This is a genomic window from Bradyrhizobium guangdongense (genome assembly GCF_004114975.1).
In the GTDB taxonomy this organism is placed as follows: domain Bacteria; phylum Pseudomonadota; class Alphaproteobacteria; order Rhizobiales; family Xanthobacteraceae; genus Bradyrhizobium; species Bradyrhizobium guangdongense.
The window spans coordinates 1,310,066-1,331,643 of the sequence record NZ_CP030051.1 but is presented as its reverse complement, the minus strand read 5'-3'; the positions used below and the strand labels follow the sequence as shown (position 1 = coordinate 1,331,643).

20 protein-coding genes are annotated in these 21,578 nt (G+C 64.4%); 11 read left to right on the top strand and 9 right to left on the bottom strand.

Features of this window, described 5'->3' with window-relative positions:
• Positions 1–20: 20 nt before the first annotated feature.
• From X265_RS06375 to X265_RS06340, 8 genes are all read left to right on the top strand, one after another.
• The gene (locus X265_RS06375; RefSeq protein ID WP_128964036.1) at positions 21–818 is read left to right on the top strand and encodes an ABC transporter ATP-binding protein; all 798 of its coding nucleotides are present in this window, start codon (positions 21–23) and stop codon (positions 816–818) included.
• A complete protein-coding gene (locus tag X265_RS06370; protein WP_128964035.1) occupies positions 815–1,528 on the top strand; it encodes an ABC transporter ATP-binding protein in 714 nt (237 codons plus the stop codon). The genes X265_RS06375 and X265_RS06370 overlap by 4 nt, the downstream gene beginning before the upstream one ends.
• 12 nt (positions 1,529–1,540) lie before the next feature.
• Positions 1,541–2,419, top strand: coding sequence for a branched-chain amino acid ABC transporter permease (locus X265_RS06365; RefSeq protein WP_128964034.1), 879 nt, complete (start codon positions 1,541–1,543; stop codon positions 2,417–2,419).
• A gap of 2 nt (positions 2,420–2,421) precedes the next feature.
• A complete protein-coding gene (locus X265_RS06360; protein ID WP_128964033.1) occupies positions 2,422–3,441 on the top strand; it encodes a branched-chain amino acid ABC transporter permease in 1,020 nt (339 codons plus the stop codon).
• A 39-nt stretch (positions 3,442–3,480) separates the two neighbouring features.
• Positions 3,481–4,710, top strand: a complete 1,230-nt coding sequence (locus X265_RS06355; RefSeq protein ID WP_128964032.1) for an ABC transporter substrate-binding protein — start codon at positions 3,481–3,483, stop codon at positions 4,708–4,710.
• A 120-nt stretch (positions 4,711–4,830) separates the two neighbouring features.
• Complete coding sequence (locus tag X265_RS06350) at positions 4,831–6,057, top strand: ABC transporter substrate-binding protein (protein ID WP_128964031.1); 1,227 nt, start codon at positions 4,831–4,833, stop codon at positions 6,055–6,057.
• A gap of 225 nt (positions 6,058–6,282) precedes the next feature.
• Positions 6,283–7,512 carry an ABC transporter substrate-binding protein gene (locus X265_RS06345; RefSeq protein ID WP_128964030.1) on the top strand — a complete coding sequence of 410 codons (1,230 nt, stop codon included), beginning with the start codon at positions 6,283–6,285 and terminating at the stop codon, positions 7,510–7,512.
• Between the two features lie 185 nt (positions 7,513–7,697).
• Positions 7,698–8,981 (top strand): glycerate kinase type-2 family protein, encoded by a 1,284-nt coding sequence (locus X265_RS06340; protein WP_128964029.1) that lies wholly within the window; start codon positions 7,698–7,700, stop codon positions 8,979–8,981.
• Positions 8,982–9,085: 104 nt separating this feature from the next.
• On the opposite strand, the gene X265_RS06335 is transcribed toward X265_RS06340, so the two are convergent.
• The 8 genes from X265_RS06335 to X265_RS06300 form a co-directional block, all read right to left on the bottom strand.
• Positions 9,086–9,610 (bottom strand): NADH-quinone oxidoreductase subunit B family protein, encoded by a 525-nt coding sequence (locus X265_RS06335; RefSeq protein ID WP_128964028.1) that lies wholly within the window; start codon positions 9,608–9,610, stop codon positions 9,086–9,088.
• A gap of 3 nt (positions 9,611–9,613) precedes the next feature.
• The gene (locus X265_RS06330) at positions 9,614–11,140 is read right to left on the bottom strand and encodes a hydrogenase large subunit (RefSeq protein WP_128964027.1); all 1,527 of its coding nucleotides are present in this window, start codon (positions 11,138–11,140) and stop codon (positions 9,614–9,616) included.
• Positions 11,141–11,143: 3 nt separating this feature from the next.
• A complete protein-coding gene (locus X265_RS06325) occupies positions 11,144–12,580 on the bottom strand; it encodes a hydrogenase 4 subunit F (RefSeq protein WP_128964026.1) in 1,437 nt (478 codons plus the stop codon).
• Positions 12,577–13,239, bottom strand: coding sequence for a hydrogenase-4 component E (locus X265_RS06320; protein WP_128964025.1), 663 nt, complete (start codon positions 13,237–13,239; stop codon positions 12,577–12,579). Before X265_RS06320 ends, X265_RS06325 begins: the two co-directional genes overlap by 4 nt.
• A 3-nt stretch (positions 13,240–13,242) precedes the next feature.
• Positions 13,243–14,199, bottom strand: coding sequence for a respiratory chain complex I subunit 1 family protein (locus X265_RS06315; protein ID WP_128964024.1), 957 nt, complete (start codon positions 14,197–14,199; stop codon positions 13,243–13,245).
• Complete coding sequence (gene hyfB, locus X265_RS06310) at positions 14,196–16,196, bottom strand: hydrogenase 4 subunit B (RefSeq protein WP_128964023.1); 2,001 nt, start codon at positions 16,194–16,196, stop codon at positions 14,196–14,198. The genes X265_RS06315 and hyfB overlap by 4 nt, the downstream gene beginning before the upstream one ends.
• Positions 16,197–16,236: 40 nt before the next feature.
• Positions 16,237–16,506, bottom strand: coding sequence for a transcriptional regulator (locus tag X265_RS06305; RefSeq protein WP_128964022.1), 270 nt, complete (start codon positions 16,504–16,506; stop codon positions 16,237–16,239).
• Between the two features lie 146 nt (positions 16,507–16,652).
• The gene (locus X265_RS06300) at positions 16,653–17,174 is read right to left on the bottom strand and encodes a MarR family winged helix-turn-helix transcriptional regulator (RefSeq protein ID WP_128964021.1); all 522 of its coding nucleotides are present in this window, start codon (positions 17,172–17,174) and stop codon (positions 16,653–16,655) included.
• 178 nt (positions 17,175–17,352) lie between these two features.
• Here X265_RS06300 and X265_RS06295 point away from each other — a divergent pair, with 178 nt between their 5' ends.
• From X265_RS06295 to X265_RS06285, 3 genes are read left to right on the top strand one after another with little or no spacing between them, the layout of a single operon-like run.
• Complete coding sequence (locus tag X265_RS06295; protein ID WP_164938445.1) at positions 17,353–18,393, top strand: branched-chain amino acid ABC transporter permease; 1,041 nt, start codon at positions 17,353–17,355, stop codon at positions 18,391–18,393.
• Positions 18,394–18,398: 5 nt separating this feature from the next.
• On the top strand, positions 18,399–20,168 hold the full coding sequence (locus X265_RS06290; protein WP_128964020.1) for a branched-chain amino acid ABC transporter ATP-binding protein/permease: 1,770 nt from the start codon (positions 18,399–18,401) through the stop codon (positions 20,166–20,168).
• Complete coding sequence (locus tag X265_RS06285; RefSeq protein WP_128964019.1) at positions 20,165–20,896, top strand: ABC transporter ATP-binding protein; 732 nt, start codon at positions 20,165–20,167, stop codon at positions 20,894–20,896. The genes X265_RS06290 and X265_RS06285 overlap by 4 nt, the downstream gene beginning before the upstream one ends.
• On the opposite strand, the gene X265_RS06280 is transcribed toward X265_RS06285, so the two are convergent.
• Complete coding sequence (locus tag X265_RS06280; RefSeq protein WP_128964018.1) at positions 20,897–21,439, bottom strand: disulfide bond formation protein B; 543 nt, start codon at positions 21,437–21,439, stop codon at positions 20,897–20,899. It lies immediately after the preceding gene.
• Positions 21,440–21,578: the final 139 nt, after the last annotated feature.

Genomic DNA, 21,578 nt, shown 5'->3' with positions numbered 1-21,578 from the left:
AATGGTGTGGGCGAGACGAGATGACGCAGGCACAGCTCGCGCAGGGGACATCGCCTCTGCTCGCCGTTCGCGACGTCAGCGTCGTGTTCGGCGGCATCGTCGCGCTCAATGGCGTGTCCTTCGACATGCACAAGGGCCAGATCCTCGGACTGATCGGCCCCAACGGCGCCGGCAAGACCACGCTCTTCAATTGCCTGTCGCGGCTCTATCAACCATCCTCCGGCGACATCCTGATGGAAGGCGTCAGCATTCTGTCCCGCCCGCCACACCGCATCGCCGAGATCGGTATCGGCCGCACCTTCCAGAATGTCGCGCTGTTTCCGAACCTGTCGGTGATGGACAATGTCCGCGTCGGCACACATGCGCGCACCTCGTCCGACATCATCAGCGATTCACTGCGCCTCGCCTGGATTCGCAAGAGCGAAACCAGCGTGAACAAGAAGGTGCACGAGATCCTCGCCTATCTCGACCTCGAGGACGTCGCCCACACCACCGTGTCCGGCCTGCCGTTCGGCACGCAGAAGCGCGTCGAATTGGCGCGGGCGCTGGCCGCCGATCCGAAGATCCTGCTGCTCGATGAGCCCGCCGGCGGCCTCAACCATGAAGAGGTCTACGTGCTCGGCGACCTCATCCGCAAGATCCGCGACGAACGCCACATGACCGTGCTGCTGGTCGAGCACCACATGGGTCTCGTGATGTCGATCGCCGACCACGTCGTCGCCCTGAATTTCGGAAAGAAGCTCGCGGAAGGCACGCCGGCCCAGGTGCAGGCGGACCCCGACGTCATCAAGGCCTATCTCGGGAGCAAGGACCAATGACTGTTCTGCTCGAGGTCAAGGACCTGCGCGCCTATTACGGTCAGGTCCAGGCCCTTCATGGCCTCTCCTTCTCGCTCAACGAGGGCTCGCTGACGACGCTGCTGGGGGCCAACGGCGCCGGCAAGACCACGACGCTGCGCGCGATCTGCAACATGGTGCGCTCCACCGGCGGCATCGAGTTCGACGGCAAGCCGCTGAACAACCGCTCGACCGAGAGCATCGTGCGCTTCGGCATCGCCCATGTGCCGCAGGGCCGCGGCACCTTCACCACCATGACGGTGGAGGAGAATCTCCAGCTCGGGGCCATCACCCGCAAGGACAATGCCGGCATTGTCTCCGACATCGAGCGGATGTATGCGCATTTCCCTGTCCTGAAGCAGCGGCACACCCAGCAGGCCGGCACGCTGTCGGGCGGCGAGCAGCAGATGCTCGCGGTCGCCCGTGCGCTGATGCTGCGGCCGCGGCTGATGCTGCTGGACGAGCCGTCCTTCGGCCTCGCGCCGCTGGTGGTGCGCGACCTGTTCGGCATCCTCGGCAAGATCAACCGCGAGGACAAGGTGTCGATCCTGGTGGTCGAGCAGAACGCCCAGCTCGCGCTCGAACTCGCCGACCAGGCCTATGTGATCGAGACCGGCCGTATCGTGATGTCCGGCAACGCCAAGGACATCGCGAACAACGAAGAAATCCGCAAATCCTATCTGGGTTACTGAGGAGCCGGCACGATGGAGCTGTTTACCAACCAGGTGCTGGCCGGCATTGCCACCGGCGCCATCTATGCCTGCATGGCGCTCGCCGTCGTCATGATCTACCAGGCGATCGATCATCTCAACTTCGCGCAAGGCGAGATGGCGATGTTCTCGACCTTCATCTCGTGGCAGCTGATGCAATGGGGCGTGCCCTATTGGGGTGCGTTCGTGATCACGCTGGTGCTCTCGTTCATCGGCGGCATCGCGATCGAGCGCATCCTGTTCAAGCCGCTGGCGAAAGCGCCTGTTCTCACCAACGTCGCCGGCTTCATCGCGCTGTTTTCCATCATCAACTCGTCGGCCGGCCTGATCTGGGACTTCACCATCAAGCAATATCCGACGCCGTTCGGCTCCTCACCGTTTCTCGGCAGCCAGCTCGTGTCGACCCACCAGGCCGGCATGATCGGCGTCACCGTGCTGCTGCTGCTCGGCCTCTACTTCTTCTTCCAGTACACCAGGATCGGCCTTGCGATGCGCGCGGCCGCCTCGGTGCCTGAATCGGCTCGCCTCGTCGGCATCAACACCTCCTGGATGATCGCGCTGGGCTGGGGCATGGCCTCCGCGATCGGCGCCATCGCCGGCATGCTGATTGCCCCCGTGGTGTTCCTCGAGCCCAACATGATGGGCGGCGTCTTGATCTACGGCTTTGCCGCGGCCGTGCTCGGTGGCCTCACCAGCCCGTTCGGCGCCGTGGTCGGCGGCTTCCTGGTCGGCATCTTCGAGAATCTCGCCGGCACCTACATTCCCGGCGTCGGCAACGAGCTGAAACTCCCGATCGCGCTCGCGCTGATCATCTCCGTCCTGGTCGTCAAACCCGCTGGCCTGTTCGGCCGGCACATCGTCAAGCGAGTTTGATCATGAGCGCAGCCGAAGAAGTCGTCACCGAAGGCAACGAGGCGGTCGAAGCCGTTCCGAAGCGAGCCATGACGATGGGCACGGGCACGTCGGTCGTGGTGCTGCTGCTTCTCATCGCCGTCCCCCTGTTCGCCAAGAACTTCGTGATCTTCCAGCTGACCCAGCTCCTGTATCTGGGCCTCGCCGTGCTGGCGCTCAACATTCTGACCGGCGGAAGTGGCCAGTTCTCGCTCGGCCAGAGCGCGTTCTACGGCATCGGGGCCTACGTCACCGCTGTGATGATGGAGCAGTTCAACATCCCCTACTTCTTCTGCCTGCCGGTCGCGGGCGTGCTCTGCTTCGGCGTCGGCTTCCTGTTCGGCCAGCCGGCGCTGCGGCTCTCCGGCGTCTACCTCGCGCTCGCGACCTTCGCGCTCGCGACCGCGATGCCGCAGCTGCTCAAGCTGAACTTCCTCGAGCCCTGGACCGGCGGCGTGCAGGGTCTCGTCGTCACCAAGCCCGACGCGCCGTTCGGCCTGAAGATGTCGCAGGACATGTGGCTGTATTATTTCACGCTTCTCGTCGTGCTTGCGATCTACATCTTCTCGGTGAATTTGCTGCGCTCCCGCTCGGGCCGCGCCTTCATGGCGATCCGCGACAACGAGATTGCGGCTTCCGCGATGGGCGTCAACGTCGCACTCTACAAGACGCTCGCCTTCGGTGTCTCCGCCGGCATCACCGGCGTCGCCGGCGGCCTCAGCGCCATCGCGGTGCAGTTCGTCGCTCCCGACAGCTTCACCATCACGCTCGCGATCCAGCTGTTCCTCGGCATGGTCGTCGGCGGTGTCGGCTGGCTGCCGGGCTCGATCGTCGGCGCAGCCTTCATCATCTTCGTGCCGAACATCGCGGAAGGCATCTCCAAGGGCCTCTCCGGCGCCGTGTTCGGCGTGATTCTGTTCCTCGTCATCTACCTCGTGCCGCATGGCGCAAGGCAGGTCGCGATCCTGGGCCAGCAATTCGCCGGACGGTTCAGACGAAACTAAGCCATCATCAAGACTGTTGTTTCAACCAAGGAGACCAAATTGCTTTTCGAAAGAACACTACGAGCCGCCGCACTGGTAACGGCGGTCGCGACACTCACCTCCGGCGCAGCACTCGCCCAAAAGAAATACGACACCGGCGCGTCCGATACCGAGATCAAGATCGGCAACATCATGCCGTACAGCGGTCCGGCGTCGGCCTACGGCATCATCGGCAAGACCGAGGAAGCCTACTTCAAGATGATCAACGACAAGGGCGGCATCAACGGCCGCAAGATCAGCTTCGTGACCTATGACGACAGCTACTCGCCGCCGAAGGCGGTCGAGCAGGTCCGCAAGCTGGTCGAGAGCGACGAGGTGCTGGCCGTGTTCAATCCGCTCGGCACGCCCTCGAACAGCGCGATCCAGAAATATCTCAACGCCAAGAAGATCCCGCAGCTGTTCGTCGCGACCGGTGCCACCAAGTGGAACGACCCGAAGAACTTCCCCTGGACCATCGGCTGGCAGCCCTCCTACCAGAGCGAGGCTCAGATCTACGCGAAGTGGCTGATGAAGGAGAAGCCCGACGCCAAGGTCGCGATCCTCTATCAGAACGACGATTTCGGCAAAGACTACCTCAAGGGCACCAAGGACGGTCTGGGCGCCAAGGCTTCGTCCATGATCATCATGGAGGAAAGCTACGAGGTCTCCGAGCCGTCGATCGACGGCCACATCGTCAAGATCAAGGCCGCCAATCCCGACGTGCTGCTGATCTATGCGACACCGAAATTCGCGGCCCAGACTATCAAGAAGACCGCCGAGCTCAACTGGAAGCCGCTCCAGATCCTCACCAACGTCTCGATCTCGGTCGGCAGCGTGGTGAAGCCGGCCGGCTTCGAGGCCTCGCAAGGCGTGCTGTCGGCGGCTTATGCCAAGGATTCGACGGATCCGCAGTGGAACAACGATCCCGGCATGAAGAAGTGGAACGAGTTCATCGACAAGTACATGCCGGGCGCCGACAAGACCGACACCGGCACGGTGTACGGCTATGGTGCGGCCTCGACGCTGGCCAAGGTCCTGGAGATGTGCGGTGACGATCTCACCCGCGCCAATCTGATGAAGCAGGCGGCGAGCCTGAAGGACTTTGCACCGGACACCCTGCTGCCCGGCGTCAAGATCAACACCAGCGCCACCGACTTCGCGCCGATCTCGCAGCTCCAGATGCAGCGTTTCAAGGGCGAGAAATGGGAACTGTTCGGCGAGATCATCAGCGGCGACGTCCCCTCCGAGTGATGGGTTGACGCCATCATCCGAACTGACGAGCCCCCCGCGAGCGATTGCGGGGGGCTTTTTGTTGACGTCGTGCATCAATCTTGTTCAATGCTGCGCCGATCCAGGTGGGGTAGGAGAGCAATGACGGTCGTTCGATTTCAGGTTGCGGCGGTTGCCGCCGCATTCACGTTGTGCACTGCAATGAGCAATCCCGCATCGGCGCAGAAGGCCTACGACAGCGGCGCCTCCGATACCGAGATCAAGATCGGCAACATCATGCCCTACAGCGGTCCGGCCTCCGCCTATGCCGTGATCGGCAAGGCTGAAGAAGCCTATTTCAACAAGGTCAATGCCGAAGGCGGCGTCAACGGCCGCAAGATCAAGTTCATCTCGTATGACGATGGCTATTCGCCGCCGAAGACGGTGGAGCAGGCGCGCAAGCTGGTCGAGAGCGACAATGTGCTCTTGATCTTCGGCTCCCTCGGCACCTCGACCAACGGCGCCATCCGCAAATACATGAACGAGAAGAAAGTGCCGCAATTGTTCGTGGCGAGCGGCGCCTCGAAGTGGAACGATCCCAAGACCTATCCCTGGACCATGGGCTGGCAGCCGAGCTACGCCAGCGAGGCGAAGATCTACGCCAAGTACATCATGAAGGAGAAGCCGGACGCGAAGATCGGCGTGCTCTACCAGAACGACGATTTCGGCAAGGACTATCTGAAAGGACTGAAGGACGGCCTCGGCGCCAAGGCCTCCATGATCGTGCAGGAAGAAGCCTACGACACCTCGGAGCCTGCGATCGACGAGCATGTGGTGAAGTTGAAAACAGCGGGCGTCGATGTCTTCGTCAGCATCACCACGCCGAAATTCGCGGCCCAGGCGATCAAGAAGGCGGCCGAGATCAACTGGCACCCCATGCACATCCTCTCCAATGTCTCGGCCTCGGTCGGCGGCGTGCTCGAGCCGGCAGGCTTCGAGATCTCGCAGGGCATCCTGTCGGCGACCTACATCAAGGACGGCTCCGACCCGCAATGGAACGCCGACGATGGCATGAAGAAGTTCTACGAGTTCGTCGCGAAGTACGATGCGAAGGCCAACAAGCTCGATGCCGGCGTGGTGTTCGGCTATGGGGCCGCACAAACCATGGTGAAGGTGCTGCAAATGTGCGGCGACAATCTCACGCGCGACAATGTCATGAAGCAGGCAGCGTCGTTGAGGGATTTCGCGCCTGATACTCTGCTGCCGGGCATCAAGATCAACACCGCTCCCGACAATTTCGCCCCGATCGAGCAGCTCCAGATGATGCGTTTCAAGGGCAAGTCGTGGGAGCTGTTCGGCGACGTCATCTCGAGTGAGGTCGAGCACTGACGGCAACTCAGAATAGCTCGGAATTGGCGCAGCAACTCAAGACAGTCTCGCCTTCTCGCAGTTGCACAGGCGTCCCTGACTACTAAAGACGCAGCCCCTGCGACGACGTCGCGGGGGCTTTCTGTTGAAGCCGTCGGCCAAATCGTATTGAATTGGGCCGCGTCGCCAAGAACAATTGCGTCAAGAAAAGGAGCGCACACACACCAAGAAAATAGGGAGATTGGAATGCCCGCTGTCACCGGCAAGCTAGCGGCCGCATCACTCGCGTTCGCGCTCATCGCGGCCTCGACCTCCATCGCATCGGCCCAGAAGAAATACGATACCGGCGCGACCGATACCGAGATCAAGGTCGGCAACATCATGCCCTACAGCGGACCGGCCTCCGCCTACGGCATCATCGGGCGGACCGAAGCCGCCTATTTCAAGAAGATCAACGACGAAGGCGGCATCAACGGCCGCAAGATCAACTTCATCTCCTATGACGACGGCTACTCGCCGCCGAAGACGGTGGAGCAGGCGCGCAAGCTGGTCGAGAGCGACGAGGTGCTGTTCATCTTCAACTCGCTCGGCACGCCGCCGAACTCGGCGATCCACAAATACATGAACTCGAAGAAGGTGCCGCAGCTGTTCGTCGCTACCGGCGCCACCAAGTGGAACGACCCGAAGGAGTTCCCCTGGACCATGGGCTGGCAGCCCAACTACCAGAGCGAGACGCAGATCTACGCAAAGTGGCTGCTCAAGAACAAGCCTGACGCCAAGATCGCCGTGCTCTATCAGAACGACGATTACGGCAAGGACTATCTGAAGGGCCTCAAGGACGGCCTCGGCTCCAAGGCGTCCTCGATGATCGTCGCCGAGGAGAGCTATGAGACCTCCGAGCCGACGATCGACAACCACATCGTGAAGCTGAAGTCGACCGGCGCCGACGTCTTCATGAATATCACCACGCCGAAATTCGCGGCGCAGGCGATCAAGAAGAACGCCGAGATCGGCTGGAAGCCGCTGCACTTCCTCAACAACGTCTCGGCCTCCGTCGGCAGCGTGCTCAAGCCCGCTGGCTTCGAGAACTCCCAGGACATCATCTCCGCCGACTATCTCAAGGACGTCTCGGATCCCGAGTGGAACAATGATCCCGGCATGAAGGACTTCCTGGCCTTCATGACCAAGTACTTCCCTGACGGCGACAAGCTCGACCACGGCACCATCGTCGGCTACGGCGTGGCGCAGACGCTCGTCCAGGTGCTGAAGCAATGCGGCGACGATCTGACCCGCGCGAACGTCATGAAGCAGGCCGCCAGCCTGAAGGATTACCGGACCGAAGTGCTGCTGCCCGGCATCCAGATCAACACCTCCGCAACCGACTTTGCTCCGATCAGCCAGCTGCGGCTCGAGCGGTTCAAGGGAGAGAAATGGGAGCTGTTCGGCGACGTGATCAGCGCCGACGCCGGCGGCTAGCCGCCTCGCTTGCGACGACAATGGGCCCCCTGCGAGACGATTGCAGGGGGCTCTTGCTTGGCCGGTCGATTATGATCACGCGATTGCACAATCGAATGATGGTAAAGCGTGCTTACGCTTTTGCGCGCGATGGGGTAGGCAGGTGAGATGGCGGGCTCGCCGCCACCACTCCGAAGGCCATCGTCATGACCGACCGCCGTCCCCTGCTCCGCGCGTTCTACGACGCAGCCGTTGCCGCCGCGCATCCGAATACGATTCTGGCACCGCGTCTGCGGCCGGCTCCGAAGGGACGCGTGATCTGCCTCGCCGCCGGCAAGGGCGCCGCCGCGATGGCCGCGGCTGCGGAACGGCATTATCTCGACACGCTCGAGCTCGCGCCGGAGCGCCTCGTCGGCATCGCGACCACGCGCCACGGCTATGGCGTGCCGACGCGCCGCATCCGCGTCGTCGAGGCCGGCCATCCCGTGCCTGACGAAGCCGGCCTGAAAGGTGCCGCCGACACGCTCGCGCTCGCAAGCGAGGCCGGCCCTGACGATCTCTTGCTGGTGCTGCTCACCGGCGGCGGCTCGGCGAACTGGATCGCACCTAGCGACGGCATCAGCTTCGCGCAGAAGCAGGCGGTCAACAAGGCGCTGCTGCGCTCGGGCGCGCCGATCGGCGAAATGAACGTCGTCAGAAAACATCTGTCGCGCATCAAGGGCGGCCGCCTGGCGCGGGCCGGCAAGAACGCCGCCGAGATCGTGACGCTCGCGATCTCCGACGTGCCACATGACGATCCATCCGCTATCGCCTCGGGCCCGACCGTGCCCGATCCGACCACGCTGGCCGATGCGCGCGCGATCGTCGCGAAATACAAGCTCGCTGTCGACGATGCGGTGCGGCGTGCGCTCGAGGATCCCCGGAATGAAAGCTGCAAGCCTGATGACGCCGCGTTCGCGCGCGCACGTTTCGAACTGATCGCGCGGCCCAGGCAATCGCTCGACGCCGCGGTGAAGCTCGCGAAGGAGGCCGGTTACGAGACCATCGATCTCGGCGCCGATCTCGAGGGCGAGGCCCGCGAGGTCGCCGCCGATCACGCCAGGCTGGCGCTTCAGGCCCGCGCCCAAGGCAGGCGCGTTGCGATCCTCTCCGGCGGTGAGCTCACCGTGACCGTGCGCGGCCAAGGGCGCGGCGGCCCCAACCAGGAATACGCGCTGGCGCTCGCCGCTTTGTTGAAGGACACGCCCGATATTGCGGCGCTTGCCGGCGATACCGACGGCGCCGACGGTGGCGCCGGCCACCCAACCGACCCCGCCGGCGCGCTGATCGACGCTGCGACGTTTGCCGGGATGAAGGCGCTGGCGCTCCAGCCGCAGGCCTATCTCGACAACAACGACGCGACGACGTTCTTCGAGGCGACCGGCGACCTGCTGCAGCCCGGCCCGACGCTCACCAATGTCAACGACATCAGGGTGATCCTGGTGGATTGAGCGGGCAAGGCGTTAGCCGTGCATCACATCGATCTCGCGAGCCACTGGGACGGCCGAAGGCCGGACCCGTGGCTCCTCGCAACGACCGAAGGTGTGGATGCGCCTCACCGCTTGGCGCCAACATGCTCCAGCAGGGCGAGCAGGCCCTTCAACAAGTCCGTCGGCGACGGCGGGCAACCTTTGATGTGCAAATCCACCGGAACGATCTCGGATACGCCCCCGACGCAGGCGTAACTGCCTCTGAAAATCCCACCATCGATCGCGCATCCACCGACCGCAACGACCCATTTCGGATCGGGCGTCGCGTTGTAGGTGCGCTCCAGCGCCTGTCGCATGTTCTTCGTCACAGGGCCCGTGACCAGCAGCACGTCGGCATGGCGCGGCGAGGCGACGAAGCGCAGGCCGAAACGCTCGAGGTCGTAGAAAGCGTTGGACAGCGCGTGAATCTCCAGCTCGCAGCCGTTGCAGGACCCGGCATCGACCTCGCGAATGGCAAGCGAACGACCAAGCCTGGCCTGGGCGGCGCGGTCGACCTTCGTGGCAAGCTCCGCCAGCGCAGATTGGTCCGGCGCCGGCGCAGGCTCCGTCAGCGAACCGTGGGTGAGGCTTTCGAGCAGCGTGTTGCGCATGGCTCAGAGGTCCGCGCCGGAATAGGAACAATTGAACGACTTGTTGCAGAGCGGGAAGTCGGCGATGATATTGCCCTCGATCGCCGTCTCCAGCAGCGGCCACTGGAACCACGACGCGTCGCGCAGATGGCAGCGTTCGACGCGTAACTCGCCATCGAGCCGCACCCACACCAGAACGTCGCCCCGGAACGCCTCGGCGAGCGCCATGCCCTCACAGGCACCGCGACCGACACCGGGAGGCAGCGCGGTCCCGAGCTCTCCCGGCCCGAGCCGGTCGAGGATCTGCTCGATCAGCTCGACGCTCTGCTCGACCTCGCGGATTCGGATCCAGACCCGCGCGTTCACGTCGCCGGCGTCCAGCACCGGCACCTCGAACGACAATTGATCGTAGGGCGCGTAAGCAAGCGTGCGCCGTGCATCGAAATTGCGGCCCGAAGCGCGGCCGACATAGCCGCCGGCGCCAAACAGGCGCGCGTAGTCCGCCTTCACGATGCCCGTGGTGACGGTGCGGTCCTGCAACGACGCCGTATTGTCATAGAGCTCGATCAGGCGCGGAAAGACTTTACGCAGCTCCGCAAGCAACGCGCGTAGCGCGGAAGCGCCGTCCGGCGTGATGTCACGCCTCACTCCGCCGGGCACGATGACGTCCATCATCAGGCGATGGCCGAACGCGACATCAGCCGCGCGCAAGCAGCGCTCACGCAGAATACCGGTCTGGGCATGCATCAGCGCGAACGAAGCGTCGTTGCAGATGGCCCCGATGTCGCCCAGATGATTGGCGAGCCGCTCCAGTTCCGCCATCAGGGCGCGTAGCCAGGTCGCGCGCTGCGGCGCCTGCACGTCCAGCGCGGCCTCGACAGCGCGCGCAAAGGCGAAAGCGTAGGCGACGGCGCTGTCGCCGGAGGTGCGGTTGGCGAGTTTTGCCGCCGCCTCGAGGCTCGCACCCTGCATCAGCTGCTCGATGCCCTTGTGGGTGTAGCCGAGCCACTGCTCCAGCCGCACGACATGCTCGCCATTGGCGGTGAAGCGGAAATGGCCGGGCTCGATGATCCCGGCGTGAACGGGGCCGACCGCCACCTGATGCAATGCCTCACCCTCGGCGGGGAGGAACTGGTATGGCAGCGCGTCGCGCGAGGCGTTGCGGCCTGACAGCGGATAGGGTTTGCCCCAGACATGGTGATCGAGCCAAGGGCGCAGATCTGGCCGCAGATCGTCAGCGGCAACCGGAACAAGCCCGAACAGGTCATGAATGGTCCGTTCCAACCGAAGCGCCGGCGGATGGCGGCTGGCCACGCTTGGAAATGTGCCGGCCGTACACGCGTAGGTCACGACCGCGATCTCGGCCGAGCCGCCGTCGAGCAGCGCCAAATGCACCGCGGCCGGCTCGCCCCAGAAGCCAAGCAGCGTGAGGCTTCCCTCGACCAGCCGATCGACCGCGGCCTGCCAACCCGTCTCCGTCACGGCCGCGCGCGGCCAGGGGCGGTGCGACAACACCGCATTGACATGGGGGATGCTGTCGAGGATGCCCATCGCCTACCCCAGGAGCTTCGCAACGTTCTGGAAACCGGTGACCAGCACCGGCGGCAGATAGACGCCGGCCATCAGCACCAATCCGAGATGCGTGAACATCGGCACGTAGGAGGCCTCCGCGGGCGCCGTCTTGCCCTTGGGCTCGCCGAACATCACCGGGCCGATCCGCAAGAAAAGCCCGCCGAGCGCGATGATGATGCCGAGCACCAGGATCACCGTCAGCCACGGCGCGCGGGCGAAGGTCGAACTCACCACGAGAAACTCGCTCATGAAGATGCCGAGCGGCGGCAGCCCGACGATGGCAATGACGCCGAGCATCAGGCTCCAGCCGAGCGCGGGGCTGGTCGCCGTGAGCCCGCCGATCTCGGCGATCTTCTGTGTGCCCTTGACCTGTGCGATATGGCCGACCGCGAAGAAGATGGCCGACTTGGTCAGCGAATGCATGGTCATGTGCAGCAGCCCGGCGAAGTTCGCGAGCGGCCCGCCCATGCCGAAGGCGAAGACGATGATGCCCATATGCTCGATCGAGGAATAGGCAAACATCCGCTTGATGTCGCGGCGCCGGTACAGCATCAGCGCCGCGAAGATCACCGAGATCAGGCCCATGGTCACCATCAGCGGACCAGGCGTGATCGCCGCGGAGTTGACCGCGAGCATCATCTTGAAGCGCAGGAGCGCATAGAGCGCGACATTGAGCAGCAGGCCGGAGAGCACCGCCGAGATCGGCGTCGGGCCCTCGGCATGCGCGTCGGGCAGCCAGGCGTGCAGCGGTGCGAGGCCGACCTTGGTGCCGTAGCCGAGCAGGAGGAAGACGAAGGCGACGTTGAGCAACGCCGGGTCGAACTGCGCGGCGTGCTTCACCAGCACCGTCCACACCATGCCGTCCATTCCCTCGCCCACCACGGGGCGCGCCGCCATATAGACCAGGATCGTGCCGAACAGCGCGAGCGCGATACCGACACTACCCAGGATGAAATATTTCCAGGCGGCTTCCAGCGCCTCATGGGTGCGGTAGATGCCGACCATGAGCACGGTCGTCAGCGTCGCCATCTCGACCGCGACCCACATCAGGCCGATGTTGTTGGCGATGAGCGCGAGGTTCATCGCGAACATCAGCATCTGGTACATCGCGTGGTAGAAGCGCAGGAAGGCCGGCGTCAGCCGTCCGGTCTCGATTTCGTGATGGATGTAGCTCGCGCTGAACACTGAAGTCGTGAAGCTGACGAACGTCGTCAGCACGATGAAGACCTTGTTGAGGTCGTCAAGCAGCAGATACTGGCCTGACGTCGGCTCGATCACGAACAGCGTCAGCGAGGTGAGGAAGGTCGCGAGCGCCGCAACGACGTTGAGCTTCGCCGTCAGCTTGTAGCCCGGCAGGAGCGCGAGCAGCGCGGCCGAGATGGCCGGGATCAAGAGGATTGCGCTGAGGGCGTCGATCATCGCCGCTCTCCGCGAAAACGATCGAGCGCCTGCACGTCCACGCTGTCAAAACGCTCGCGAATGCGAAACAGGAAGATGCCGATCACGATGAAGGCGATCAGCACCGAGAAGGCGACGCTGATCTCGACCACCAGCGGCATGCCCTTGGCCCCGGTTGCGGCCAGCACCAGCCCGTTCTCCAGCGACATGAAGCCGACGACCTGGCTCACCGCGTTTCGGCGCGTGACCATGATCAGGAGTCCGAGCAGCACCACTGACAGCGCAAAGGCAAGGTCCTCGCGGGCGAGCGCATCCGCGCCCGGCGTCACCCGCAGCATCACCACCATCGAGAGCGCGACGAGGCCGATGCCGGCCATCATGGTCAGCCCGACGCCGATCACGTTCTCGATCTCGCGGTGGATGCCGAGCTTCTTGATGATCCGGTGCAGCGCGACCGGGATGATGATGGCCTTGAAGACCAGCGCGATCAGCGCCGTGACATAGAGATGCGGCGCCTGCTGCACATAGGCCTGCCACGCCACCGACAGTGCCAGCACGCCGGCATGCAGCGCATAGACATTAAGCAGCGCATAGAGCCGGTCCTGGTAGAGCATCATGAAGCTCGCCAGCACGAGGGAGCCGGCGAGCAGATGGGCGATGTCGAATTGCAGGCTGCTCATCTCTCAGAGGCTCCCCGACACGAAGCGCAGCAGGGTGGCAAGCAATGCCAGCATCAATGCCGCACCCAGGAACTCCGGAATCCGGAACACGCGCATCTTGGCGATCGACGTCTCGAACACGGCGAGCAGAAAGCCAAGGACCGTCAGCTTGCCGAAGTAGAGCAGCGCACCGGAAACGAGTTTCGCAACGCTCGCATCTGCAGTTGCGGTGCCCCATGGCAGGAACACGCAGGCGATCAGCGAGACGTAGAGCAGGAGCTTGAGCTGCGACGACAGATCGACCAGCGCGAGATGACGGCCCGAATATTCCAGCACCATGGCCTCATGCACCATGGTGAGCTCGAGATGGGTGGCGGGGTTGTCGACGGGAATACGTGCATTCTCCGCCAGCGCCACGATGGTCAGCGCGACGAACGCCATGCCGAGCGAGACGCGCAGACCGACCGCGTCCGAGCCCATGAACTCGGCGACGTAAGCGAGCTGGGTCGATCCCGCGATCATCGCCACCGAGAAGACGGTGATCAGCATCGCAGGCTCGGCGAGCGAGGCGATCATGACCTCACGGCTGGAGCCGATGCCGCCGAAGGCAGTGCCGACATCCATACCGGCGAGCGCCTGGAAGAAGCGCGCGCTGCCGAGCAGCGCGATGATGGCGATGAGGTCGGCGGTCCAGGAGAACAACAGGCCGTTGCCGAAAGTCGGCACCAGCGAGGCCGCAACCCAGGTGCCCGCGAACATCAGATAGGGAATGACGCGGAACAGCCAGGATGCGTTGTCCGCGAGCACGACGTCCTTGCGCATCAGACGAATGAGGTCGCGATAGGGCTGGAGCAGCGGAGGCCCCCGCCTGCGCAGCAACCGAGCCTTCACCTTCCGCACGAAACCCGTCAGCAGCGGCGCGAGCCCCAGCACCAGCGACATCTGGGCGCCTTGGGAGACGATATCGCGCAGCGCGCTCATAAGGCCACCACCAGCAGCAGCACGATGAGCGCCACGAAAACCAGCGTCAGGTAGCGACGAATACTGAGGAACTGCAGGATATTGATGCGGTCCGTCGCAAAATCGATGACGATCGCAACCGGCGCGTACAACCCATCCCAGATCAGATCGCGCAGTTCGACCTGCAATCGCGCGGGCAGCGGCGAAGATGGCGGCGGCATCTCGCCAATCTCGCGCGCGGCAAAGACGACGCTGCCGAATACGCGGCGGATCGGCTGCGAGAAGCTGGAGGCCGAGTACTGGATGGTTGGGTTCGGATCGGGATAGCCGCAATCCCAGGCCGGCGCACGGCGTAAGCGATCGGAGGCGAAACGGTGAATGGCCGAGGCCGCCGCCGTGCCGCAGAGTGCCGCGAACACGAACACCAGAAGACCGTTATAGGAGCTGCGACTTTCCGCGATCGGCACGACGGTGAGCCACTGCACTCCGACCTGATGCGGCATGACATTGCCGACCATAGTCCTGCTCACCGGCGCCAGCGCATCGATGAACAGCCCGGGCAGAATGCCGGCGACGAGGCAGAAGGCGGCAAGCATGAGCATTGCGGTCAGCGAGAAGCGGTCGGTCTCATGCGCCGCCGCGGCGACGTCCGAGCGCGGCCGGCCGAGGAAGCTGATGCCATAGAGCTTGACGAAGCAGGCCGCGGCAAAGGCGGCCGCCAGCGCCAGCAAACCGCCGACTGCCGGAATGACCAGCTTGAGCCCCCAGGACGACAGGTGCGGCGAGAGGAGGATCGCCTGGAAGGTCAGCCATTCCGAAACGAAGCCGTTGAACGGCGGCAATGCCGAGATCGCGACGCAGCCGACCAGCACCGCGACCGCCGTTGTCGGCATGCGATGGATCAGCCCCCCGAGCTTCTCCATGTCGCGCTCGCCGGTTGCTCCCAGCACCGCGCCGGCGCCGAAGAACAACAGGCTCTTGAACAGCGCATGATTGAAGACGTGCAGCATCGCCGCGGTGAAAGCGAGCGCTGCCACCCAGTCGAGACCTTCCGCCTTGAAGGCCAGCGCCAACCCGAGGCCGGTGAAGATGATGCCGATGTTCTCGATCGTCGAATAGGCGAGCACGCGCTTGATATCGCGCTGCATCAGCGCATAGAGCACGCCCAGCGTCGCCGTCGGACCGCCGACCAGCAGCACCACCATGCTCCACCACCATACCGGTTCGGGCAGAAGATCGAAGACGATGCGCACGAAGCCGTAGACGGCGACTTTCGTCATGACGCCGCTCATGAGGCCGGAAACGTGACTGGGTGCGGCGGGATGGGCGAGCGGCAGCCAGGCGTGCAGCGGCACCAGGCCGGCCTTGGAGCCGGCGCCCAGCAGCACGAGGATCACCACCATGCCGGCCAGCGCAGCGGAAGGATGCGAGGCTCGGATCGCATCGAAATCGTAACCGGCACCGCTCGCGAGCAGGCCGAAGGCGAGCAGCAGCGTCAGCGTGCCGAAACTTGCCATCAGGAGATAGACATAGCCGGCGCGGACATTCTCGGCTGCCCGGTGATGCGACACCACCAGCGCCCAGGACGTCAATGACATGAATTCCCAGGCGACCAGGAAGCTGAAGGCATCGCTGGCCAGCACGACGACGTTCATCGCTGCGAGATAGGCCGGATAGAATGGCAACACGCGGCCGGGGGAATCCTCGTGGCGGCCGTAGCCGAGCGCGAACAGACTCGCAGCGACGCCGCCAAGATTGACGACGACAAGGAAGAAGGCGGACAGCGCATCGAGCCGGAAATGGGCTCCGAGCCAGGGCAGTCCGATCGGCAATGTCGCGCTCTGCGTCAGATGAGGGGCATAGAGCAGATCGGACAGCGCCGTGACGCATAGCGTCGAGGTGGCGAGCAGGCATCCGCCATAGAGAATGATCGAGCCGCGCGGTCGCGTCGACAGCACGATCCCTGCAGGCGCCAGCGCCAGCAGAGCCGCCACTGACCATAGCGCCACGGCGATCATGGCCGCTCCTCGATCATGATCTGCGCGCGCGTCGTCATTGCTATGGGCCGCCCGCGCTCGGGGATGGAGACTTCAGCCGCACACCGCGGCCCCCGGCGCTCGACGTCGCCCCCTCGGCGATCAGTTCGATGCCGGCAACCGATAGCGCCTCGACCAGCTTCACCAGGGAATCGACATTGCCGCGGATCAGCCCTTCGGAGGCCTCCATGCGCTGGATCGTCGGCAGCGACAGCGAACAGAGCTGCGCGAGCTCGCGCTGGTCGATCCTGAGCAAGGCACGGGCGGCTCTAAGCTGCGCGGCAGTGATCATGTTCGTGGCAGTTACAGCGATTGATTTCCCAAGCTTAGAGCAGGGAAAATGATGTTTCAAGCATCATTTTGTATATGCAACGCATCATTGTAGCGGCGCCAGATTCCGGGGGCGCGCTCGCGCGCGCTCAAGAATGACTGCCCCGCTCAGAACTCGTTGGCGATCTTCGACAGCATGCCCAGCAGGGCTTCGCGGTTAGCCTGGCCGAGCAGCTCGTTGAGCCGGGCCTCGTGCTTGGTGGCGACCAGCTTCTTGGCGCGGGCCAACACGGCCTTGCCCTTGTCGGTCAAGACCAGGATGTGCGAGCGGCGGTCGTTGGTGGAGCGGATCCGGGCGCAGAGATCGCGGCTCTCGAGATTGTCGAGCATCGCGACGAAATTCGGCCTGAGGATGCCGAGGGTCGAGGCGATCTCGGTCTGATTCCGGCCCGGATTCTTCTCGACCAGCAGCAGCACCGAAAACTGCGCAGGCGTCAGCTGGAGCGAAGCCATGCAGCGCAGAAAGTTCTCGAACACCTTGAGCTGCGCCCGCTTCAGCACATAGCCGAGCTGTTCCGAGAGCTCGCCGAGCTGCAGGGCTTCGGGCAGCGTCTCGGGCGCGTCCTTGCGGCCCTTGGTCGCCTCACCGGATTTCTCGGAGGACTTCTCAGCGGTTTTCGAAACGGTCATCGCCTCATGCTCGCAATCCCGCTAAATTCGGGACGGGTCGTTCCCCACCCTTGATGTTATATTTGATAATTGTTATGGACCATATCAAATATCGTCAGCGTATTTCAATGGCTGTAAACGGACCATCCACCGCAATCGCGCGAGGCGGGTCCGGATCGACAAGGGGGAGCGTCCGGTCTTGAACACCACCATCATGCTGTTCCTGCTGCAGGACGGCATCACCAATGGCGCGATCTACGCGCTGCTCGGCCTCGCGCTGGTGCTGGTGTTCGCCGTCACCCGCGTCATCCTCATCCCGCAGGGCGAATTCGTCACCTATGGCGCACTGACCTATGCCTCGCTGGCGTCGGGCCAGATGCCGGGCACCGCCAGGCTCGCGCTCGCCATGGGCGTCGCCGCCTGCGCCTTCGACCTGTTCGTGGCCCGCAAAACGCTGCACGGCCGGCTGATCCTGCGCAGCGTCCTCGCCAATATCGTGCTGCCGGCCATCGTGCTGGCCCTGACGATCTACTTCGCGGCTCAGAAGCCGCCGGTCGCGGTCTGCATCGCGCTGTCGCTGCTGATTGTCGCGATGATCGGCCTCTATCTCTACCGCATCGCCTTCCAGCCGCTGGCGCACACCTCCGTGCTGGTGCTGCTGATCGCATCAGTGGGCGTGCATCTGGCGCTTCAGGGGCTCGGCCTGCTGTTCTTCGGGGCCGAGGGCCAGCGCGGACCGGCGGTGCTTTCCGGCGCCTTCACCGCAGGCTCGCTGCGCTTCACCGGCCAGAGCCTCACGGTCTACGGCATCACCATCGCCTTCATCGTCGGGCTCTGGCTGTTCTTCGGCCTGACCCTGTACGGCAAGGCGCTGCGGGCCACCGCCGTCAACCGGCTCGGGGCCCGGCTCGCCGGCATCCGCACCACGCTGTCGGGCCAGATCGCCTTCCTGCTGGCGTCCGTCATCGGCGCGCTGTCGGGCATCATGATCGTCCCGATCACGACGCTCTACTACGACTCGGGCTTCCTGATCGGCCTGAAGGGCTTCGTCGCCGCGATCATCGGCGGCCTCGTCAGCTATCCCCTGACCGCCGTCGCGGCCCTCTTCGTCGGCATCGTCGAGGCGTTCTCGTCCTTCTATGCCTCCAACTACAAGGAGGTGATCGTGTTCATGCTCCTGATCCCCGTGCTGCTGTTGCGCTCGCTGGCCGCGCCCGCGGTCGAAGAAGAGAAGGACTGAGGCGCATGCAGAGCCGGCTTCCCATCCTCGTCTTCGCAGCTCTCATGGCGGCGATCCCGTTCATCCCGGGCATGCCACCATTCTGGATCGTGCTGCTCGACAATATCGGCCTCGCCGCGCTGGTCGCGATGGGCCTCGTGCTGCTCACCGGCGTCGGCGGCCTGACCTCGTTCGGCCAAGCCGCCTTCGTTGGGTTTGGCGCCTACACGACCGCGGTGCTGACGACGAGCTATGGCTTGTCCCCCTGGCTGACGCTGCCGCTGTCGCTCGTGGTCAGCGGGCTGTTTGCGGTGCTGCTCGGCCTGATCACGGTCCGCCTCTCCGGCCATTACCTGCCGCTGGGCACGCTGGCCTGGGGGCTCGGCCTGTTCTATCTCTTCAGCAAGCTGGAATTCCTCGGGCGTAACGACGGCATTTCGGCAATCCCGCCGCTGTCGATCGGCGCGTTCAGGATGCTCTCGCCGGACTCGATCTATTACGCGATCTGGGCGGCCGTCCTGATCTCGGCGCTGCTCACGATGAACCTCCTGGACTCCCGCACCGGCCGCGCCATCCGCGCACTCAGGCGCGGCCATGTCGCGGCCGAGGCGTTCGGCGTGCACACGCCGCGCGCCAAGCTTCTGGTGTTCATCCACGCCGCCGTGCTCGCCGGCCTGTCCGGCTGGCTCTACGCCCATCTGCAGCGCGCGGTGACGCCGACACCGTTCGGCGCCCATGCCGGCATCGAATATCTCTTCATCGCGGTCGTCGGCGGCGCCGGCTATGTCTGGGGCGGCGTGCTCGGCGCAGCGATCGTCGTGATCCTGAAAGAGGTGCTGCAGAGCTATTTGCCGCTGATCCTGCCCGGATCCGGCCAGGTCGAGACCATCGTGTTCGGCATCATGCTGGTGACGCTGCTCCAGCTCGCGCCCGGCGGCGTCTGGCCGTGGCTGATGTCTTTCTTCCCCGAGCGCACCGGCGGCAGGAAGCCAGACACCTCGCTGAAGCTCGAAACCCGCACCCGCTCGCCCGGCCAGGGAAGCGTGCTGCTCCAGGTCGAGAAGGCGCGAAAGCAGTTCGGCGGCGTGGTCGCCGTCAACAACGTCTCCTTCGACGTCCAGGCCCGCGAGATCGTCGCATTGATCGGACCGAACGGCGCCGGCAAGAGCACCACCTTCAACCTGATCACCGGCGTGTTGTCGGCGACCTCGGGCTCGATCTCGGTGCTCGGCAAGAAGGTCGATCGCGCGCCGCCGCAGGAGATCGTCGAGCTCGGTATCAGCAGGACCTTCCAGCACGTCAAGCTCGTCCCCGACATGACCGTGCTGGAGAACGTCGCGATCGGCGCGCATCTGCGCGGCCAGTCCGGGCCGCTCGCCTCGATGCTGCGGCTCGATCGCGCCGATGAGGCGAGATTGCTCGCGGAGGCCGCCCGTCAGATCGAGCGCGTCGGTCTCACCGAGCAGATGCATCAGCTTGCGGGCAGTCTCTCGCTCGGCCAGCAGCGTATCGTCGAGATCGCGCGCGCTCTCTGCGTCGATCCGATGCTGCTGCTGCTCGACGAGCCTGCCGCGGGCCTGCGCCACATGGAGAAGCAGCAGCTGGCGAAGCTGCTGCGCGATTTGCGCGACGGCGGCATGAGCGTGCTGCTGGTCGAGCACGACATGGGCTTCGTGATGAACCTGGCCGATCGCATCGTGGTGCTCGATTTCGGCACCAAGATCGCGGAAGGCACGCCCGCCACGATCAAGACCAATCCCGAAGTGATCAAGGCCTATCTCGGAGTGGCGGCATGAGCGCGCTGTTGTCAGTCACCGACGCGCATGTCGCCTATGGCAAGGTCGAGGCGGTGCGCTCGGTCGGGCTCGAGGTCGGCGAGAACGAGATCGTCACCATCGTCGGCGCCAACGGTGCCGGCAAGACAACGCTTCTCTCGGCCATCATGGGCATCCTGCCGCTGAAGGGGCGCGTCGCCTTTGCCGGGCAGGACCTCGCCCGGCTCGACATCGAGGACCGCGTCGCGATGGGGCTCGGGCTCGTGCCTGAACACCGCGAATTGTTCGTCACCATGAATGTCGAGGACAATCTCGAGCTGGGCGCCTTCCGCATCGAGCGGAGCAAGGCCAAGGCCTCGATCGAGCAGGTCTATACGCTGTTTCCGCGCCTGAAGGAGCGACGCAAGCAGCTCGCCGGCACGCTGTCGGGGGGCGAGCAGCAGATGCTGGCGATGGGCCGCGCGCTGATGGGCGCGCCGAAACTGCTGATGCTGGACGAGCCGAGCCTCGGTCTCGCACCAATCATCGTCGCCGACATCTTCCGCATCATCACCGAGCTGCGTGCCAGCGGCGTCTCGGTGCTGCTGGTCGAGCAGAACGCACAGGCCGCGCTGAAGATCGCCGACCATGCCTATGTGATGGAGCTCGGGGAGTTCGTGCTGAGCGGCAAGGCCAGCGATATCGCGGCGAACGAGCGCGTCGCGGCGAGCTATCTCGGCTTCCAGCACGAAGGCGCGAGCGCGATCTGATCAGGCTCGCTTCGCCGTCCGCACGAAACCCCAGGCGGCGATCGCGGCCATCAGCAGCGAGATCAGCACGTTGTAGCCGGCGAGCGAGAGGCCGAGGAAGCGCCACTGCACCTCGTCGCAGCGTACCACCTTGACGGTGTCGAGCCGCGACAGCAGATCGCCCGCATTGCCGAGATTGACGACCGGACCCGTGCAATCGGTCGGGCCCTTCCAGAGCCCCCATTCGACGCCGGAATGGTAGGTGCCGAGCCCGGCATTGGCGAGCGTCACCAGGGCGAGGATCGCGAGCCCCGCCAGCAGCAGCGGCCGCGGCGCGCCGCTCCGCGCCGCAAGCACGGTCAGCAGCCCGACCGGAATCGCGAGATAATAAGCATAGCGCTGCTCGAGGCAGAGCGGACAGGGCAGGATCTCCAGGACGAGCTGGAAGAACCAGGCGCCCGCAATCGTCGCCGTCGCAATCAGAGTGACGGCCAGCGAGGCGGTCAGCGCAGGGCCCCCGGCAGCGGGGCGAAACGCGGGTATTGCTGCACTCTGGGTCGTCACGGCGGCCTCTTCGGGTGGGCGTGGCGCTATATTCACGCGTGTTCCTGACGCGAACCGGGATGCAGTTCGCTCGAAAACGCTCTTAGGCTCTAACCCCGACCCAAGGGCCTGTCGAGAACGCCGGGGATCACTTTGGCGC